This is a genomic window from Agromyces sp. Y782, assembly GCF_059445405.1.
In genome coordinates, this window is sequence record NZ_JCAIUG010000002.1 from 924,157 (window position 1) to 941,383 (window position 17,227).

Genomic DNA, 17,227 nt, shown 5'->3' on the forward strand with positions numbered 1-17,227 from the left:
CAGTCCGTGTCGCAGATCTGGTGCGCAAGGGAGATTGCGGTTGTCCGAGCAGAACTTTGACATTGTCGTCCTGGGCGGAGGCAGCGCGGGCTACGCGGCTGCTATCCGCGCCGTTGAACTCGGCCTCACGGCCGTGGTGATCGAGAAGGACAAACTCGGCGGCACATGTCTGCACCGCGGCTGCATCCCCACGAAGGCACTGCTGCACTCGGCCGAGGTCGCCGAGGTTTCGCGAGAGTCCGCGAAGTACGGAGTGAAGACCGCGTTCGAGGGCATCGACATCGCCGGGGTCTCCGCGTACCGCGAGGGCATCGTCGCGAGCAAGTTCAAGGGCCTGCAGGGTCTGCTGAAGGCCCGCGGCATCCCCGTCGTCGCCGGTGAGGGCCGACTCGTCGGCGCCAACACCGTGGCCGTCGGCGACGACCGCTACGTCGGCAAGAACGTCGTGCTCGCGACCGGCTCGTACTCGCGCTCGCTGCCCGGCCTCGAGATCGGCGGCCGGGTCATCACGAGCGAACAGGCGCTCGAGCTCGACTTCATCCCGAAGAAGGTCGCAGTGCTCGGCGGCGGCGTCATCGGCGTCGAGTTCGCGAGCGTGTGGAACTCCTTCGGCGCCGAGGTCACCATCGTCGAAGCGCTCCCCCACCTCGTGCCCAACGAAGAGGGGTCGATCTCGAAGCAGCTCGAGCGCGCCTTCCGCAAGCGCGGCATCGAATACTCGCTCGGGGTGCGCTTCCAGGGCGTGACCCAGAACGACGACGGCGTCGTCGTGACGCTCGAGAACGGCACCACGTACGAGGCCGAGCTGCTGCTCGTAGCCGTCGGGCGCGGTCCTGTCACCCAGAACCTCGGCTATGAAGAGGCGGGCGTCACGATCGATCGCGGCTTCGTGATCACGAACGATCGTCTCGAGACGAGTGTGCCCGGCGTCTACGCTGCCGGCGACATCGTGCCCGGCCTCCAACTCGCGCACCGCAGCTACCAGCAGGGCATCTTCATCGCCGAAGAGATCGCAGGCCTCGCCCCGATCATCGTCGAGGATGTCAACATTCCGAAGATCACCTACTGCGAACCCGAGGTGGCCTCCGTCGGCTACACCGAAGCGAGGGCGGCCGAGAAGTTCGGCGCCGACCAGGTGTCGGCCTACGAGTACAACCTCGCAGGCAACGGTAAGAGCAGCATCCTCGGCACCACCGGTTCCGTCAAGGTCGTGCGCGTCAACGACGGTCCGATCGTCGGCGTGCACATGATCGGCGGCCGAGTCGGCGAGCTGATCGCCGAGGCCCAGCTCGCCGTGAACTGGGAGGCCTACCCTGAAGACATCGCCCCGTTCATCCACGCCCACCCGACCCAGGGTGAAGCGTTCGGCGAGGCAGTGCTGAAGCTGGCCGGCAAGCCGCTTCACGCCATCTGAACCACGTCGTACGAATCAACGACTGCAATAAGCTAGAAAGCGTTCCCACGCTGTGAAGGAGACAAGCGCATGAGCGAATCCGTCAGCCTCCCGGCACTCGGAGAGAGTGTCACTGAGGGCACGGTCACCCGCTGGCTGAAGAATGTCGGCGACCGTGTCGAGGTCGACGAGCCGCTGCTCGAGGTCTCGACCGACAAGGTCGATACCGAGATCCCGTCACCCGTCGCGGGTGTCATCGAGGCGATCCTCGTCCAAGAGGACGAGACCGTCGAGGTCGGCACCGCACTCGTGACCATCGGCGATGGTTCCGGGTCGGGTGCAGCGCCCGCTGCTCCTGAGGCAGAGGCACCCGCGGCTGCGCCGGAGCCCGCGGCTGCGCCAATAGCGCCGGCCGAACCCGTTGCGCCGGCACCGGCTGCAGAGCCGTTGGCCCCCGCGCCCCCGGCCCAGCCTGTTGCGCCGGCACCTGCCCCTGTGGCCGAGCAGGCTGCTCCTGCACCGACCCCTGTCGCTGAGCCGGTTGCACCGGTTGCCCAGCAGCCCGTACCCACTCCCGCCGCGCCGGTCGAAGCGCCCGCACCCGCGGCGGCGCCCGTAGCTCCGGCAGCCGTGGCTGCACCCGCTGCCCCATCTGCCGCACCTGTGCCCGAGACTGCTCCGTCGGGCGGTGCCCACGCCGGCTCCGCCGGATACGTGACGCCGATCGTGCGCAAGCTGGCGAACGAGCAGGGCGTCGACCTCGCGAGCGTCACCGGAACCGGTGTCGGCGGGCGCATCCGCAAGCAGGATGTCATCTCGGCGAACACCGCACCCCCGGCATCCGCTGCACCGGTCGCGACCCATCAGCCGCTCGAGATCTCGCCGTTGCGCGGCACCACGGTGCCGATGACGCGACTGCGCAAGGTCGTGGCCGAACGCGCCGTCGTGTCGATGACGTCGACCGCGCAGCTGACGACGGTGGTCGAGGTCGACGTGACTCGCGTCGCGCGCTTGCGCGACAAGGTGAAAGGCGACTTCCTCGCCAAGACCGGCAACAAGCTCTCTTTCCTGCCGTTCTTCGCCATGGCCGCCGCCGAGGCGCTCCGGGCCTACCCGATCATCAACTCCACCGTCGATGGCGACACCATCGTCTACCCGGCGCAAGAGAACATGAGCATCGCGGTCGACACCGAGCGTGGCCTCCTGACTCCGGTCATCCGAGACTCCGCCGAACTCGACCTCGCGGGGCTCGCCGCGCAGATCGCAGACCTCGCCGACCGGACGCGCAACAACCAGCTGAAGCCCGATGAGCTCTCGGGTGGCACGTTCACCCTGACGAACACGGGATCGCGCGGGGCGCTCTTCGACACACCTGTCGTGTTCCTGCCGCAGTCGGCGATTCTCGGCACCGGCATCGTGGTCAAGCGGCCGGTTGTCGTCTCGACCGATGGCGCCGACGCGATTTCCGTGCGCTCGATGGTCTACCTGGCCCTCTCGTACGATCACCGCATCATCGACGGCGCCGACGCTGCCCGCTTCCTCACGGCGGTCAAGAATCGCCTCGAAGAGGGAGCCTTCGAAGCCGATCTCGGTATCTAGTCGAAGATCTCACGCAGTCGCCAGCCGGCCTCGCCCCTCATCACGAGGAGCGAGGCCGGTTCTCGTTCGTCGACCGCATAAGGAACCGTCAGCAGTACCGCTGAGCCCATCTCCGCAGCGACCGTGATGCGACTCGAGTCGAATGCCGGCGGGGTGCCGCCTCCGTCTCGGGCGACGGCCATGTCGGCGACATCTTCCGCCTCGATCGCTGACGCCGGTTGCAGCACCTCCGACAGGCACGCCAGGTCGAGGGCGGCAAAGCATTCAGCACGACGATCGAGCAGGGAGACGGCGGCCGCGACGACGTCGTCGCCGGTGAGTGCGTCGGATGGCGGTGACTCGGGATCGGTCGAGGGGTCTGCACTGGGCGCGACGTCGATGTTCGCGGCACCGGTGTCGCCACCCGCCGCTGGTGGAGCGGGGGCAGTGCTGGCGCCGCTTCCGGCGACTGGAGCCTCGGCCGAGCCGGCCGTCGCGGGTGGAACGAGAGTCAGTAACAGCACGAGCACTCCCCCACCGACGAGCCCGCCGACGAGGAACGCGGGCCGACGACGACGCACGGCGTCACGGACGCGACCCCGACCGCCGGACCGGCCATCGCGGTCGGCGCCACGCTGAGCACCTTCTGCGTTGCGGGCGAGGAAGCCCGGCAACTGGGCCAGCTCGAGCAGCGTCTGGATGCCCCTCCGACGTTGGGGCCCGGCAGGATCGACCGGGGTGCCGTCGTCGAGGTCTGTCGCAGTCGGCGGCGCCTCGAGCGGCGCAGTCATCCGCGCCGGCAGACTCTGACGGCGAGCACGGATGACGTGACCGCCGATCGGAGTCGGTGCGGCGGCGGCGAACAGCGCGCGCTCGAGCTCGGCTTCGCACGGTGTGAACGGCCGCGCGGCCAGCCGGCTGCGCAGGAGCTCGGCCGCCGCAGCGAGTTCGTCGGACGGCCGAGTCGCATCGACCACCTCGTCGACGAACGCCGACAGGGCGACGTGCCCGGCTCGAACGACGGGAGTGCGCACGTGCGCCGCGGCGGGCAGACGCTCGAGACTCCCGAGACCGATCAGGCGGGGCCGCCCCAGGTCGTCGAGCACCACGTCACCGGGTGAGAGCCGTGTATGCACGAAGCCGAGTCGCGCGAGCTCGGCGACGGTGACCACGATCGGCGCGAGAATCGTGACCGCTTCGCCGGGCGTGAGGGTTCGTTCGCCGATGATCCGAGCCACCGAAGGCCCGCTCAGCCGCTCGACTGCGACCGCGCAGCGGCCGTCGTCGAGGGAGGCGATATCGAAGAGCTCGGGCAGTGAACCCGAGGCATCCGTCGACATCGCCTCGATCTCGGTCGCGATCGAGACGCCGGGCACCTCCGGGCCGTAGACCCGTACGGCAACCAAGGGCGCAGGCTCGGCGTCGTCGGTATCGGCGGGCCGATCGACGGTGGCGAGGAACACGTCGGCTCGGTCACCGGAGGCGATGCGGCGCAGCAGACGATAGCCCGCGAGCGTCGAAGACGTTGGCGGCGGCCCTTCGGGCACCGTCTCGGCGGGAACTTCTCTGCCATGTCGAACCATGGAGACAGCCTGCATCTGCAGAGACCCTGCGAATCGCGATCGCCCGTCGATTGTGGCCCCGGGCGCGGAGCGCCGGGTGTTGAGGACGAGTGACCTAGGCTGAACACCATGCTCGACTTCGTCGTCGCGGGGCTAAGCGCCAACTCCGTGCCGTACATCGAGGGTCTCGACCTTCAGCGCGCCGTCCATCGCGCGGTCGTCAGGGGCGAACGCCCCGACACCGTACTCCTCCTGGAGCACCCGTCCGTCTACACCGCCGGCAAGCGCACAGCGCCCGACGAACGACCGACCGACGGTACTCCCGTCATCGACGTCGATCGAGGCGGCAAGATCACGTGGCACGGCCCGGGCCAACTCGTCGGATACCCGATCCTTCGATTGCCCGAGCCCACCGACGTGGTCGGCTACGTGCGCCGACTCGAGGGCATCCTCATCGACTTGCTCCGCGCATTCGACGTCGACGGTCGTCGTGTCGACGGCCGATCGGGTGTCTGGGTCGGACCCCCGGGAGCAGAGAACAAGATCGCCGCCATCGGCATCCGGGTCGAGGGAGGCGTGACGATGCACGGCTTCGCCCTGAATGCGAACAACTCCCTCGAACCGTACGGCAGGATCGTGGCCTGCGGCATCCGTGACGCCGGGGTGACGACGATCAGCCGTGAACTGGGTCGCACCGTGACCCCGGCCGATCTCGTGGACCCGATCACCGAACGGTTCCGCGCCGAGGCGGCGGTCGCCGCATGAGCACAGCACCAGATGGGCGCCGCATGCTGCGCCTCGAAGTCCGCAATGCCCAGACGCCGATCGAGCGCAAGCCCGAGTGGATCAAGACGCGCGCGAAGATGGGACCCGAGTATCGGGAACTGCAGGCGCTGGTCAAGAGCGAAGACCTGCACACCGTGTGCCAAGAGGCCGGCTGCCCGAACATCTACGAGTGCTGGGAGGACCGCGAGGCGACGTTCCTCATCGGAGGCTCGCAGTGCACTCGTCGATGCGACTTCTGTCAGATCGACACGGGCAAGCCGGCCGACTACGACATCGACGAGCCGCGTCGAGTCGCCGAGTCGGTCGAGCGGATGCGCCTGCGGTACGCGACGGTGACCGGCGTGGCGCGCGACGATCTATCCGACGAGGGCGCCTGGCTCTACGCGGAGACGATCCGTCAGATCCACGACCGCACACCCGGCACCGGGGTCGAGATCCTCGTCCCCGACTTCTCGGGCAACCCGGTGCACCTCGCCGAGGTGTTCTCGGCGAGGCCCGAGGTGTGCGCCCACAACGTCGAGACGGTGCCGCGCATCTTCAAGCGCATTCGACCGGCGTTCCGCTACGACCGCTCGCTCGGCGTGCTCACCGCGGGCCGCGAGGCGGGTCTGATCACGAAGTCCAACCTCATCCTCGGCATGGGAGAAGAACGAGCGGAGGTCTCGCAGGCGCTCCGCGACCTGCACGACGCCGGCACAGAAATCATCACCTTGACCCAGTACCTGCGCCCGAGTCCCCGACATCTGCCGGTTGCACGATGGGTGCGACCCGAAGAGTTCGTCGAGATCAAGGAGGAGGCCGAGGAGATCGGATTCCTCGGCGTGCTCGCCGGACCGCTGGTGCGCTCGTCGTACCGGGCGGGCCGACTCTGGGCGCAGTCCATGAACGCCAAGGGCAGGGAACTGCCGCCAACGCTCGCGCATCTCGCAGACACGTCTCTCGGATTCGCGCAGGCGGTCGGCTAGCGACATCCGCCGTCTCGGGCCGCTCGAATATTGCGGTCCGAGACGGCTCGCTGCGCCGGTATCCTTGAGAACATGGCACGCACCAAGGACGCATCGAAGGCTCAGAAGGAGCCCGGCCGCATGAAGCAGATGTGGCAGGTCTTCCAGATGACCCGCCGCTACGACCCCACCGCGCAGTGGCTCATGCTCCTCGGCTTCCTCGCTCCCGTGCTCGTCAGCCTCGGTCTGGCCCTCTGGCTCGGCGAAGGCAACGGTCTCACGATCGCCCTCTGGGTCGTCGCGGGCGTGCTCGCCGGCCTGCTCATCGCCCTCGTCATCCTCGGCCGCCGCGCGGAGCGTGCCGCGTACTCCCAGATCGAGGGCCAGCCCGGTGCCGTCGGAGCTGTGCTTCGCAGCGGGCTCCGCGGAGGCTGGCTGGGCAACGAGATGCCCGTCGCCGTGAACGGCAAGACGCAGGATGCGGTCTATCGCGCGGTCGGCCGAGGCGGTGTCGCGCTCATCAGCGAGGGTCCGACGTCGCGCACGAAGCGCATGCTCGACGACGAGCAACGCAAGGTGACTCGAATTCTGCCCAACGTGCCGATCACCCTCATCTCGGTGGGGAACGACGAAGGCTCGATCGAGCTCCACAAGCTTCCCGCCGCGCTGCGCAAGACGAAGCGTTCGCTCACCAAGCCCGAAGTGCTCGCCGTCTCGAACCGGCTGAACTCGCTGCAGACGTCGCTTCCGATCCCCAAGGGCATCGACCCGATGAAGGCCCGCCCGCAGCGCGGCAAGATGCGCTGATCCGACCGTCGGCCACGTTCATCGACTCAAGTCAGGATCACTCAGACCGGGTGCGCACTGTCAAGACCGGATGAGCACCGTTCCGGCGAGCTTGTCGTGGAAGCCGCGTTGATCGGCGTCCCAGATGAGCGCGGGCACGACCAGTAGGAGCAGCGCGGTGCGCACGAGCGGGCGCCAGAGACCGACCCAACCGCCCGAGAGCGGCACGACGTAGATGCCGAGCAGACGGTGGCCGAGGCTTCCGCCGAGTGTCGGGATGAAGACGATCTGCAGCACTGCGAACGCCAGCGTCGTCACCCACGTGTAAACGGAAGATTCGTACGGCGTGAAGAGCAGGGCGGTGAGCATCGCGGTCGCCCAATCGATCGCGAGTGCAGCGATGCGCCGGCCTGCGCGGGCGACTGAGCCTCGGCCTTCGGCCGGAAGTCCGAGTCGTTCTCCGGGCCACCGATTCGGCTCGAGATCTCTGGAAGTCGGGGGTTTCGCGTCAGGCACCCGATGAGTCTACCGAGCCGGTCTCGGCGTAACATGGCCGAAACATTCCGGTCACGGCAGGGAAACGGCACCCGGCTAGCGTCACTACCGGCTGTGAAAAGTCCGTCCGGTCCACTCCGGTCCACCCGCCCCCTTGGAGATTCCGTCACATGTTCAGTGATTCGTCCGAAGTGCTCAAGTTCATCAAAGAGACGGATGTCAAGTTCCTCGACATCCGCTTCACCGATCTTCCGGGCGTGCAGCAGCACTTCAACATCCCGGCATCCACCGTCGATGAGGAGTTCTTCACCGTCGGCCAGCTCTTCGACGGCTCCTCGATCCGCGGCTTCGCGAACATCCACGAGTCGGACATGCAGCTCATCCCCGACGTGACGACCGCATACGTCGACGCCTTCCGCGCCGAGCGCACCCTCATCATGGTGTTCGACATCTACAACCCCCGCAACGGCGAGATCTATGCGAAAGACCCTCGCCAGGTCGCCAAGAAGGCCGAGAAGTACCTCGCCTCGACGGGCATCGCCGACACCGCGTTCTTCGCCCCCGAGGCCGAGTTCTACGTCTTCGACGACGTGCGCTACGAAGTGAACCAGCACTCGAGCTTCTACTCGGTCGACTCCGAAGAGGGTGCCTGGAACTCGGGCCGCACCGAAGAGGGCGGCAACCTCGCCAACAAGACCCCCTACAAGGGCGGATACTTCCCGGTCTCCCCCGTCGACAAGCAGGCCGACCTGCGCGACGACATCTGCTTGAAGCTCATCGACGCCGGCCTGATCCTCGAGCGCAGCCACCACGAGGTCGGTTCAGGCGGCCAGGCCGAGATCAACTACCGCTTCGACACGATGGTGCACGCGGCCGACGACATCCTGAAGTTCAAGTACATCGTCAAGAACACCGCCGAGCAGTGGGGCAAAACGGCGACGTTCATGCCGAAGCCGCTCTTCGGTGACAACGGCTCGGGTATGCACACCCACCAGTCGCTCTGGAGCGAGGGCAAGCCGCTCTTCTACGATGAAGCCGGTTATGGCGGGCTCTCCGACCTCGCACGCTGGTACATCGGCGGTCTGCTCAAGCACGCGCCGGCAGTGCTCGCGTTCACGAACCCCACGGTGAACTCGTACCACCGCCTGGTGCCCGGCTTCGAGGCTCCCGTCAACTTGGTCTACTCGGCCGGTAACCGCTCGGCGTCGATCCGCATTCCGATCACGGGCACGAACCCGAAGGCCAAGCGCATCGAGTTCCGCGCTCCGGATGCCTCGGGCAACCCGTATCTCGCATTCGCCGCGCAGCTCATGGCCGGTCTCGACGGAATCAAGAACCGCATCGAGCCGCACGAGCCCGTCGACAAGGACCTCTACGAACTCCCGCCCGAGGAGGCCAAGTCGATCCCGCAGGTTCCCGGTTCGCTCGGCGAAGCTCTCGCAGCGCTCGAGGCCGACCACGACTTCCTCCTCGAGGGCGGGGTGTTCACCAAGGAGCTCATCGAGACGTGGATCGACTACAAGCGCGAGAAGGAGCTGAAGCCGCTGGCCCAGCGTCCGCACCCGTTCGAGTTCGAGCTCTACTACGGCGTCTAGTTCAGAAAATACCCCTGATCGGGCTTTCTGTCCCCCTCTCCCATAGTCCGCAAAGAGTCCGCTCGGGCCGTCAGAACATCAGCGATGGCATCTCGGGCGGACTCGTCTTTGTCCGGCCACATGCGGCCGTAGGTGTCGAGCGTGGTCTTCGCCGAAGCGTGGCTCAGTCGGGCCTGCACGGTCTTGATATCGAGGCCTGAGGCGATGAGCAGCGAGGCGCAATATTGCCGTAGATCGTGAATGCGGAAGCCCGCGGGGAGCCCGCCGATCTGGTCGCGGATGCCGCGCCACGCAGTCTCGATCGTGTACGGCACCACCGGCCGCCCGACCGCACCGACGACGACGACGTCACTCCCCCACTTCGCTGGATTCCGGTTCAGCTCGAGCCGGCGCGATGATCCCGCGCGTGAGGTCGACGGTCGGAGACGCGCAGTGCGGTGATCTCAGCGACCCTCATGCCTGCGAACGTACCGAGTAGCGCGACAGGTCGGAAGTGCTCAGGCAGGGCGCCGTGGAGCGCCCACCTGCGCTGTCGCGACAACGTAAGGTCGCTGTTTCGCGGCGCCGGGTGACGTGCGCCTAGAGACCGGTGAGCGGGTAAACACGAGGTCATGTACGGCATCGGAGAACAGCTGCGACAGTCGCGAGTGGATGGCGTAGACGAAGGTGTCAGACCGCCCATCGTCGTTCAGCTCGCCCATCCACGCTTTCACCTCGGATGGTCGGATACTCGAGAGTATGCGTCCGCCAAACTTCGCGTCGATGCGCTTCACGTGCACGGTCGCCTGACGATACGTCGAGGGCTTCTTCCCCGCGTATCCGGCGAGCCACGCGGTTCAAGCGGCCGACGAAGCGCCCATGATCACTGGCCGGATCTCTTCGTCGCGGTGATGCAGCACCACATTGTCAGAAGTCGGTGCCATGATGCGTAGAACGCCGAACCTCAGGAGGGAACCTCGATGGCTCCGACGCTACTGGTCATGGACAAGGATGAGATCCGATCGCGCGAAGCCGAGCTGCTCTCTCGCACCGACAAGAACCTCGACGAGCTCCGCCAGCTTGCGACGTCGTACGAGCTCACTCAGGAGGAGCAGGCAGTGCTGCGTCGTTTGGAGGAGCTAGAGTTCCTTGCCGGTCGCGCCTGACCACACGTTTCAGACCGGCTCCATCGAAGCGCAAGCATACGACTTCGCGCTTGACCTCATGGAGAGGCTCGCTCTGGTCATCCCGACGGGGAATCTCGGCTTTACGAGTGCGCTCGCCCCGCAGAAGGACGACACGACTCATGTAGTCGTTGCGCAAGCCGAGGATCTTGGGCTGGAGCTATGTGTGGATGGTCGCAGTCTGTTCAGACTGATCGTCGAGTACACCTTCGTCGTGAGCTCGGTCAGCAAGTTCATGACGGTGCGTTCGTCGACCTTCAAGCTGTTCGTCGATGAGAGCAACGCACCGGTCTTCACGATGGATTACCTTCGCGACAGCGGCTCCAACATTCCATCCGCTCACTGGAACGTCCACGCAAAACGCGAGGACGTTGAGCATGCGCTCCGATCGGCAGGAAACAAGCACCGCGGCAAGCAGCACCGCAAGAATTCCGTAGCGGGCAAGCCGACGAGGCTCGGACAGGTGCATTTTCCGGTGGGTGGGCATCGATTCCGTCCGTGCGTAGAGGACGTTCTCGAGATGCTCATTCTCGAGTTCGGCGTTGACTCCCGCCCTGGCGGCCTGAAGCTCATAGCGGAGGGGCGTCGAGAATGGCGTGAGAAGCAGCTCGCAGCTGCTGTCTCAGATAACCCTGCAGCGGCTGCCCGTGAGCTCGTTCGGCTCGGCTATCGCATCGATCCGCCCGACGCCGAGATGAGTGAACGCAACGATCGAACTGGAGCGCTGTAGCGACGGGAAACGCGGGCTAGTCCATGATTCCTCACGGAATTGCATTGAGCGTACTCGCCGGCTTCCTGCCCAGGGTATCCAGGTGCAGACCGGCGAAGCGGCGACCCTCTAATTGAGGTCCGCTCGCAGCGATGTGAGCAGCGTCCCAAGGGGTGCCCCCCAGTTGCCGTTCATCGGCGAATCAAGCGGCGCCACGATCGGTTCGTCGAGGCCGTCATAGTGGGCCGTGATCTCCAGGTGCCCAGGCCACGACGAGAATGCGGCATCCGAGAACACACCCTCAGATGCGCTGACCTCGAGCGCGCGAAGCCGGCCCCGCGACAGGACAGTCGTGATGACGTCGGCGTCGTCAGCGTTGATGTTCGCAATACTCACGGTGACGATGCTGCGATCCGTAAAGATGACCACGCGAGCGCGGCCGTCGGCCGCGCCCGCGGTGACATGCGTGATGTTCTCGTCGATCGTGAGCAGTACGAGTTCTGTGAGCATGCGCCCGTACCAGTGAGGAAGGCGCCCGCTGGTGCTGAGTGCGTAGAAGCTCGAAATGTTTTGCAGCGCCTCGTTGATCGTGCTTGCCGTGGGTCGGTGTTCGTCGGGAACGCTCATGGGTTCGAGCGTGCACCAAGGATGGTGGCGGTGCATCCCCCAGTCAGGGGCGGGTGCAGTTAGCTACTGGCGGGCGGTTTCGATCATCGCCGCGATGAAGCTGAGATACGCGCGCGGTGGCGCGTCATACTCCGGGAATGCGACCCCAGAACGCACGAGTTCGGCGGCGCCGACCATCGGCGGAAGCGGATCCAGGCCGAGCTCGGCACACCGTTGCGCGTACGCCTCACGCCAGCGGCCAAAGTCAGCGCAGTCTGGGCACCGGAACGGGCCGAGATCGGTGTGGTCCACGAGACAAGCTCTGAGCGCCGGGTTCGGAAACTCGGAGGCCATCGCGTAGTAGCTGCCCGACCGGTGCGTTCGCGTTCCCGTCCCCAGCGGTCTTGTCGTGAGCTGGATAGGTGACACCGTCGCGACGACGCGGGCAACTTCCGCCGCGGTCTGAGCGAGATGGGGATCAACACGGGATGGGCTCATGAGCGCGAGCATACTCGGGACGTGTCGGCGGCTCCTGAGATGATTGAGGGCGGCTCACTTTGAGTCGATTCCCGACAAGGAAGCAAGGCTCCAATTATGGCCAAAGGCGACATCAGGACGTATAACGACCACGGCGTCTGGAAGAGCAAGGTAGAGGGCAGCACGAGGGCTGCGCACGTGGGCGGCACGAAGGCGGAGCAGCAGGCCACTGGCCGGCAGATGGCTCAGGACCGCGGCGTCGAGCACACCATCTCCAAGTTGGACGGCACGATCGGCCAGAGGAACTCCTACGGCAACGACGACCATCCACCGAAGGGCTGATCGGTGGCTGCGCCGATCCTGACGAAGTGTCCTGACTGCGGGGGCGAGCTGATGCATGACGCAAGGCTTACATCAGGCACCAATGCGTCTTGTGTGGAGTGCCACCACCACTTCATGGTCTAGTCCGCCGCTAGTCCGCAAGAACGGGGAAATGTAACCATGCCGCCCTATCACGGACAACATTCTGGAGCCCGACATCACGGGGATGTCGGGCACTCCCAACCATCGCCATTCACAGCGGTAGAGTTCGAGCTCTACGACGGCGTCTGATTCACGGCAGCCCCCTCTGCAGTCCCCAGAATCTGTACGCTGCATCCCCCCAGCAGCAACTGAATGGGCCCGCACCGCTTCGGCGGGGCGGGCCCATTCGCCGTTCACAGCCACGGTTGATGCATCCGCCGAACACCTCAACCGGAAGTGGGCTCGCGCCGTACCTCGATGCCATAGAAGCCACGATCGAACACGGCGCGCGCGCGACGGGTGACGTGCAGGTAATCCTGCTCGAGTTGCGTGGCCGAACCGGGCGGGTAGCCCATGATGCGGGCGACGCCCTCGAGCTGCGACCGCTCGACCGGCAGAACGTCGGTCGTGCGATCGAGCCACAAGGTGAGCGCCGAGCGCGCTCGCGAGGCGAACACCCAGGCTGCGCGAAGCGTTTCAGCGTCGGATGCCTCGACGAGGTCGTACTCGACAGCGGCCGCCAATGCGTCAAGCGTCGAGGTCGTGCGAAGCGCGGGCACATCAGCAGCGTGCTGCAACTGCACAAGCTGCACGAACCACTCCACATCGGAGAGCGAGCCTCGCCCGAGCTTGAGGTGCCGGGTCGGGTCGGCGCCCTGCGGCAAGCGCTCGTTCTCGACGCGCGCCTTGATGCGCTTCACCTCTCGCACATCGCGCTCGCTGATCGAAATCGGGTATCGCACGGTGTCGGCGAGTTGCGTGAACGCAGCGACCAGCGCACGGTCGCCAGCGACGCCTCTGGCCCGCAGCAGCGCTTGCGCCTCCCACGTCAGCGACCACCTCGCGTAGTACGCGCGGTACGCGTCGAGTGAGCGAGCGACGACCCCGTTTCGTCCTTCAGGGCGGAGGTCTGCGTCGAGTTCGAACGGCAGGCGAGCGTCTTCGCTGAGACGCACGAGCTCGGCGACGATGCGCAACGCCCGCGAATGCGCGGCGTCGGCCGCCCGATAGACGTAGATGATGTCGGCGTCCGAGCCGATGCCCAGTTCGCGACCGCCGAATCGCCCCATGCCGATGACGGCGAACTCGATGCCGTCGGGCTCGGGCGCCCTGATCGCCGCGACGAGCGCGGCGATGTGGTTCTCGGTCACGTCGCTCAACCCATGCCCGAGCTCCTCGACGGTGCAGACGTCGAGGATGGCCGACAGCGCCAACCGCAGCACCTCACGGCGGCGGATGGCGCGGAAGATCTTCGCAGCGGCATCGGGCTGCTCGTGCCGTCGGAGCACTGCGCGAGTCTCGTCTTCGAGCGCTGAGAGCGATCGAGGGCGCAACTCGTCGAGGTCTTCGAGCCAGGCGACCGCCTCGGGGCTGCGTTCGAGCAGTTCTGCCGCGAAACGGGAACCGGTCAGCACCCTCGTCAATCGGAGTGCGGCGTCTGACGAGTCGCGGAGCAGCCGCAGATACCAGTGCGTGGTGCCGAGGGTGTCGCTCAGGCGACGGAACGACAACAGCCCGAAGTCGGGGTCCGTACCATCGGCGAACCACGAGATCAGCACCGGCATCAAGTGCCGCTGGATCTGCGCGCGCCTCGACACACCGGTGGTCAGTGCGGCGATGTGCGCGAGCGCTCCCCTCGGGTCGCGGAAGCCGATCGCCGCCAGGCGCGCCTCGGCCTGGTCGCTCGTGAGCCCGAGGCCGGATGCGGGCAACGCCGCGACCGCAGAGAGCAGCGGACGGTAGAAAAGGCGTTCGTGCAGGCCGCGCACCCGTTGGCGTGTGCTCTGCCACACCGCCGTGATCTGTTCGGCGGTGCGCCCCAGGCCGGAGGCGCGCGCGAGCACCCGCAGGCGATGCTCGTCGCGTGGCATCAGGTGCGTGCGACGAAGCCGCTCGAGCTGCATTCGGTGCTCGAGCACCCGCAGCACCCGATAGTCGCGGGCGAACTCGGCAGCCTCTTCACGACCCACGTAGCCGCGCTCCGCGAGTGCAGCGAGGGCGGGCAGGGTCCCGCCCTGACGGATGCCGTCGTCGCTCGCGCCGTGCACGAGTTGCAGCAACTGCACGGTGAACTCGATGTCGCGGATGCCACCGGGCCCGAGCTTGATCTGCACGTCGACCTCATCGGCCGGGATGTGCTGGGTGACCCGCTCGCGCATGGCCTGCACCGACTCGACGAAGCCCTCGCGGCTGGAACTCGTCCACACCTTCGGCGAAACGCCATCGGTGTAGCGGCGTCCGAGCTCGCGGTCGCCGGCGAGCGGGCGGGCCTTCAAGAGGGCTTGGAACTCCCAGCTCTTCGCCCAGCGCTCGTAGTACTGCAGATGCGACTCGAGCGTGCGCACGAGCGCACCGTCCTTGCCTTCGGGCCGGAGGTTCGGGTCGACCTCCCACAGCGGCGGTTCGACGCCGGGCTCACCGATGATGCGCATCGTGAGCATCGCGAGACGCGTCGCGATCTCGAGGGCTCGCGGCGTGGAGACGACGGTCTCGTCGGTGGATTCGGCGACGAAGATCACGTCGACATCGCTGACATAGTTGAGCTCGCGGGCCCCAGCTTTACCCATGCCGATGATCGCGAGCCGTGTCGCCTCCACTTCGGCGGCTGGATATCGGCCGGGCGCCGCAGCCGCACCGGGATCGCGGGTGACCACGCGCCGAGCGGCTTCGAGCGCGGCGTCGAGAGTCGCTCCGGCGAGATCGGCGAGCCCCGCCGCAACGACGTCGACGACGTCGACCGGGTCGCTCCGTGTGAGGTCGAACACGGCGATGTGGGCGAGCAATCGGCGATACCGGATGCGGATGGCCCTGGCGGCGGCCTCGGAGTCGCCGGGTGCGATCGAGACCTCGTCGAGCGCGGCGAGCAACGACCCGCGTGCCTCGCCGACGCTCGGCGGTGCGCTGGGCACCTGTTCGAAGACGGTGAGCTCCAACGGGTGTCGCAACATGAACTCGGCGAACCCGCGCGACGCGCCGACGAGCCTGGTCAGGCGCGCGGCAGCGCTCTCATGCGCGAGCACTGGCGCCAGCTCGACCGGCGCCTGTTCATGGAGCCGTTGTACGACCGCGAGCGCCTCGTCGGGATCGGCGGCCTGCGCGAAGACGTCGAGCAGTCGCTCGACGTCGAACCCGGTCTCGAGCGAGAGCCCCGCGAGTGCGGTCGCAGCGCCCTCGAGGTCGGCGAAGCCCGCACGGGCGACTCTTCCGAGCGTGGGAGTCTGCCGAGACATCCGCTGCGAGGTCAGAGGATCTCGAGGTTGCGCTGCAACTCGAACGGCGTGACCTGAGAACGGTAGTCGCGCCACTCGGCGCGCTTGTTCGCCAGCACGTAGTTGAAGACCTGCTCCCCCAGCGTCTCGGCGACGAGTTCGGACTCCTCCATGCGCTGGATCGCGTGATCGAGGCTCGCCGGAAGGGAGTCGTAGCCGAGCGCCCTGCGCTCGCGGTCGGTGAGAGCCCATACGTCGTCTTCGGCCTCGGGAGGAAGCTCGTACCCCTCTTCGATGCCCTTCATGCCCGCAGCGAGCAGCAGCGAGAACGCGAGGTAGGGGTTGGCCGCCGAGTCGATCGCACGGTACTCGACCCTTGCGCTCTGGCCCTTGTTCGGCTTGTAGAGGGGAACCCGCACGAGCGCGGATCGGTTGTTGTGCCCCCAGCACACGAAGCTCGGCGCCTCGTCGCCGCCCCAGAGCCGCTTGTAGGAGTTCACGAACTGGTTGGTGACGGCGGAGATCTCGCCGGAGTGGCGAAGGAGGCCCGCGATGAACTGCCGGCCGATCTTCGACAGCTGGTACTGCGAGCCGGCTTCGTAGAAGGCGTTCGCGTCGCCCTCGAAGAGCGAGAGGTGCGTGTGCATGCCGGAGCCGGGGTACTGCGAGAAGGGCTTCGGCATGAACGTCGCGTAGACGCCCTGCTCGATCGCAACCTCTTTGATCACGGTGCGGAACGTCATGATGTTGTCGGCGGTGGTGAGCGCGTCGGCGTAGCGCAGGTCGATCTCGTTCTGACCGGGACCGGCCTCGTGGTGGCTGAATTCGACCGAGATGCCGAGGTCTTCGAGCATGCGCACCGAACGGCGACGGAAGTCGTGGGCCGTGCCGCCCGGAACGTTGTCGAAGTAGCCGGCCGAGTCGACCGGCTTGGGGCCCGCCCCGCCGTACTTGGACGACTTCAGCAGGTAGAACTCGATCTCGGGATGCGTGTAGAACGTGAACCCGCGGTCGGCAGCACGCGCGAGCGTGCGCTTCAGCACATTGCGCGGGTCAGACACGGCCGGTTCGCCGTCGGGCGTGGTGATGTCGCAGAACATGCGCGCGGTCGGGTCGATGTCACCGCGCCACGGCAGCGTCTGGAACGTCGTGGGATCGGGGTAAGCGAGCAGGTCGGACTCGAACGTGCGGCTGAGCCCTTCGATGGCCGAACCGTCGAACCCGATGCCCTCGGTGAACGCCCCCTCGACCTCGGCGGGAGCAATCGCCACCGACTTCAGGGTGCCGACGACGTCGGTGAACCAGAGCCTGACGAACTTGACCCCTCGCTCCTCGATCGTGCGAAGTACGAAGTCGCGCTGCTTATCCATCCACACCCTCTCTCGCACCTCTCAGCGTACTG

16 protein-coding genes are annotated in these 17,227 nt (G+C 66.6%); 9 read left to right on the top strand and 7 right to left on the bottom strand.

Annotated elements, in window-relative coordinates:
- Window positions 1-40 precede the first annotated feature (40 nt).
- Together lpdA and AC1C2S_RS18530 are read left to right on the top strand one after the other, a co-directional pair.
- The gene (lpdA, locus tag AC1C2S_RS18525; RefSeq protein WP_495354069.1) at window positions 41-1,414 is read left to right on the top strand and encodes a dihydrolipoyl dehydrogenase; all 1,374 of its coding nucleotides are present in this window, start codon (window positions 41-43) and stop codon (window positions 1,412-1,414) included.
- 69 nt (window positions 1,415-1,483) lie between these two features.
- Window positions 1,484-2,992, top strand: coding sequence for a 2-oxo acid dehydrogenase subunit E2 (locus tag AC1C2S_RS18530; RefSeq protein WP_495354070.1), 1,509 nt, complete (start codon window positions 1,484-1,486; stop codon window positions 2,990-2,992).
- Here AC1C2S_RS18530 and AC1C2S_RS18535 read toward each other — a convergent pair.
- Window positions 2,989-4,554, bottom strand: coding sequence for a serine/threonine-protein kinase (locus tag AC1C2S_RS18535; protein ID WP_495354071.1), 1,566 nt, complete (start codon window positions 4,552-4,554; stop codon window positions 2,989-2,991). The two genes, AC1C2S_RS18530 and AC1C2S_RS18535, sit on opposite strands and share 4 nt — an antisense overlap.
- A 108-nt stretch (window positions 4,555-4,662) precedes the next feature.
- On the opposite strand from AC1C2S_RS18535, the gene lipB reads away from it, so the two are divergent.
- From lipB to AC1C2S_RS18550, 3 genes are all read left to right on the top strand, one after another.
- A complete protein-coding gene (gene lipB / locus AC1C2S_RS18540; protein ID WP_495354072.1) occupies window positions 4,663-5,298 on the top strand; it encodes a lipoyl(octanoyl) transferase LipB in 636 nt (211 codons plus the stop codon).
- Window positions 5,295-6,284, top strand: coding sequence for a lipoyl synthase (gene lipA, locus AC1C2S_RS18545; protein ID WP_495354073.1), 990 nt, complete (start codon window positions 5,295-5,297; stop codon window positions 6,282-6,284). The genes lipB and lipA overlap by 4 nt, the downstream gene beginning before the upstream one ends.
- Window positions 6,285-6,356: 72 nt before the next feature.
- Window positions 6,357-7,070: a DUF4191 domain-containing protein gene (locus tag AC1C2S_RS18550; RefSeq protein ID WP_495354074.1), complete on the top strand. Its 714-nt coding sequence runs from the start codon at window positions 6,357-6,359 to the stop codon at window positions 7,068-7,070.
- A 60-nt stretch (window positions 7,071-7,130) separates the two neighbouring features.
- Here the strand turns inward: AC1C2S_RS18550 and AC1C2S_RS18555 are convergent, their stop codons facing one another.
- Window positions 7,131-7,565: an RDD family protein gene (locus AC1C2S_RS18555; protein ID WP_495354075.1), complete on the bottom strand. Its 435-nt coding sequence runs from the start codon at window positions 7,563-7,565 to the stop codon at window positions 7,131-7,133.
- A 149-nt stretch (window positions 7,566-7,714) separates the two neighbouring features.
- Between AC1C2S_RS18555 and glnA the strand changes: the two genes are divergently transcribed.
- Window positions 7,715-9,139, top strand: a complete 1,425-nt coding sequence (glnA, locus tag AC1C2S_RS18560) for a type I glutamate--ammonia ligase (protein ID WP_495354076.1) — start codon at window positions 7,715-7,717, stop codon at window positions 9,137-9,139.
- On the opposite strand, the gene AC1C2S_RS18565 is transcribed toward glnA, so the two are convergent.
- Entirely contained in the window at window positions 9,136-9,519 is a 384-nt protein-coding gene (locus AC1C2S_RS18565) for a tyrosine-type recombinase/integrase (RefSeq protein ID WP_495354423.1), read from the bottom strand. The two genes, glnA and AC1C2S_RS18565, sit on opposite strands and share 4 nt — an antisense overlap.
- 600 nt (window positions 9,520-10,119) lie before the next feature.
- Here AC1C2S_RS18565 and AC1C2S_RS18570 point away from each other — a divergent pair.
- Both AC1C2S_RS18570 and AC1C2S_RS18575 read left to right on the top strand, forming a co-directional pair.
- The gene (locus tag AC1C2S_RS18570) at window positions 10,120-10,284 is read left to right on the top strand and encodes a hypothetical protein (RefSeq protein ID WP_495354077.1); all 165 of its coding nucleotides are present in this window, start codon (window positions 10,120-10,122) and stop codon (window positions 10,282-10,284) included.
- The gene (locus AC1C2S_RS18575; protein ID WP_495354078.1) at window positions 10,268-11,032 is read left to right on the top strand and encodes a hypothetical protein; all 765 of its coding nucleotides are present in this window, start codon (window positions 10,268-10,270) and stop codon (window positions 11,030-11,032) included. The genes AC1C2S_RS18570 and AC1C2S_RS18575 overlap by 17 nt, the downstream gene beginning before the upstream one ends.
- Window positions 11,033-11,140: 108 nt before the next feature.
- Here the strand turns inward: AC1C2S_RS18575 and AC1C2S_RS18580 are convergent, their stop codons facing one another.
- Both AC1C2S_RS18580 and AC1C2S_RS18585 read right to left on the bottom strand, forming a co-directional pair.
- Window positions 11,141-11,638 (bottom strand): hypothetical protein, encoded by a 498-nt coding sequence (locus tag AC1C2S_RS18580; protein ID WP_495354079.1) that lies wholly within the window; start codon window positions 11,636-11,638, stop codon window positions 11,141-11,143.
- Window positions 11,639-11,701: 63 nt separating this feature from the next.
- The gene (locus AC1C2S_RS18585; RefSeq protein WP_495354080.1) at window positions 11,702-11,929 is read right to left on the bottom strand and encodes a hypothetical protein; all 228 of its coding nucleotides are present in this window, start codon (window positions 11,927-11,929) and stop codon (window positions 11,702-11,704) included.
- A 282-nt stretch (window positions 11,930-12,211) separates the two neighbouring features.
- Between AC1C2S_RS18585 and AC1C2S_RS18590 the strand changes: the two genes are divergently transcribed.
- Entirely contained in the window at window positions 12,212-12,436 is a 225-nt protein-coding gene (locus AC1C2S_RS18590; protein WP_495354081.1) for a DUF2188 domain-containing protein, read from the top strand.
- Between the two features lie 407 nt (window positions 12,437-12,843).
- On the opposite strand, the gene AC1C2S_RS18595 is transcribed toward AC1C2S_RS18590, so the two are convergent.
- Both AC1C2S_RS18595 and AC1C2S_RS18600 read right to left on the bottom strand, forming a co-directional pair.
- Complete coding sequence (locus AC1C2S_RS18595; RefSeq protein ID WP_495354082.1) at window positions 12,844-15,846, bottom strand: bifunctional [glutamine synthetase] adenylyltransferase/[glutamine synthetase]-adenylyl-L-tyrosine phosphorylase; 3,003 nt, start codon at window positions 15,844-15,846, stop codon at window positions 12,844-12,846.
- Window positions 15,847-15,857: 11 nt separating this feature from the next.
- Complete coding sequence (locus AC1C2S_RS18600; protein WP_495354083.1) at window positions 15,858-17,195, bottom strand: glutamine synthetase family protein; 1,338 nt, start codon at window positions 17,193-17,195, stop codon at window positions 15,858-15,860.
- Between the last annotated feature and the right edge of the window lie 32 nt (window positions 17,196-17,227).

Bases quoted from the DNA above. Each gene is read 5' to 3' on its own strand.
- AC1C2S_RS18530 (WP_495354070.1), top strand. From the start codon at position 1,484: ATGAGCGAATCCGTCAGCCTCCCGGCACTCGGAGAGAGTGTCACTGAG.
- AC1C2S_RS18535 (WP_495354071.1), bottom strand. From the start codon at position 4,554: ATGGTTCGACATGGCAGAGAAGTTCCCGCCGAGACGGTGCCCGAAGGG.
- lipB (WP_495354072.1), top strand. From the start codon at position 4,663: ATGCTCGACTTCGTCGTCGCGGGGCTAAGCGCCAACTCCGTGCCGTAC.
- lipA (WP_495354073.1), top strand. From the start codon at position 5,295: ATGAGCACAGCACCAGATGGGCGCCGCATGCTGCGCCTCGAAGTCCGC.
- AC1C2S_RS18550 (WP_495354074.1), top strand. From the start codon at position 6,357: ATGGCACGCACCAAGGACGCATCGAAGGCTCAGAAGGAGCCCGGCCGC.
- glnA (WP_495354076.1), top strand. From the start codon at position 7,715: ATGTTCAGTGATTCGTCCGAAGTGCTCAAGTTCATCAAAGAGACGGAT.
- AC1C2S_RS18570 (WP_495354077.1), top strand. From the start codon at position 10,120: ATGGACAAGGATGAGATCCGATCGCGCGAAGCCGAGCTGCTCTCTCGC.
- AC1C2S_RS18580 (WP_495354079.1), bottom strand. From the start codon at position 11,638: ATGAGCGTTCCCGACGAACACCGACCCACGGCAAGCACGATCAACGAG.
- AC1C2S_RS18590 (WP_495354081.1), top strand. From the start codon at position 12,212: ATGGCCAAAGGCGACATCAGGACGTATAACGACCACGGCGTCTGGAAG.
- AC1C2S_RS18595 (WP_495354082.1), bottom strand. From the start codon at position 15,846: ATGTCTCGGCAGACTCCCACGCTCGGAAGAGTCGCCCGTGCGGGCTTC.
- AC1C2S_RS18600 (WP_495354083.1), bottom strand. From the start codon at position 17,195: ATGGATAAGCAGCGCGACTTCGTACTTCGCACGATCGAGGAGCGAGGG.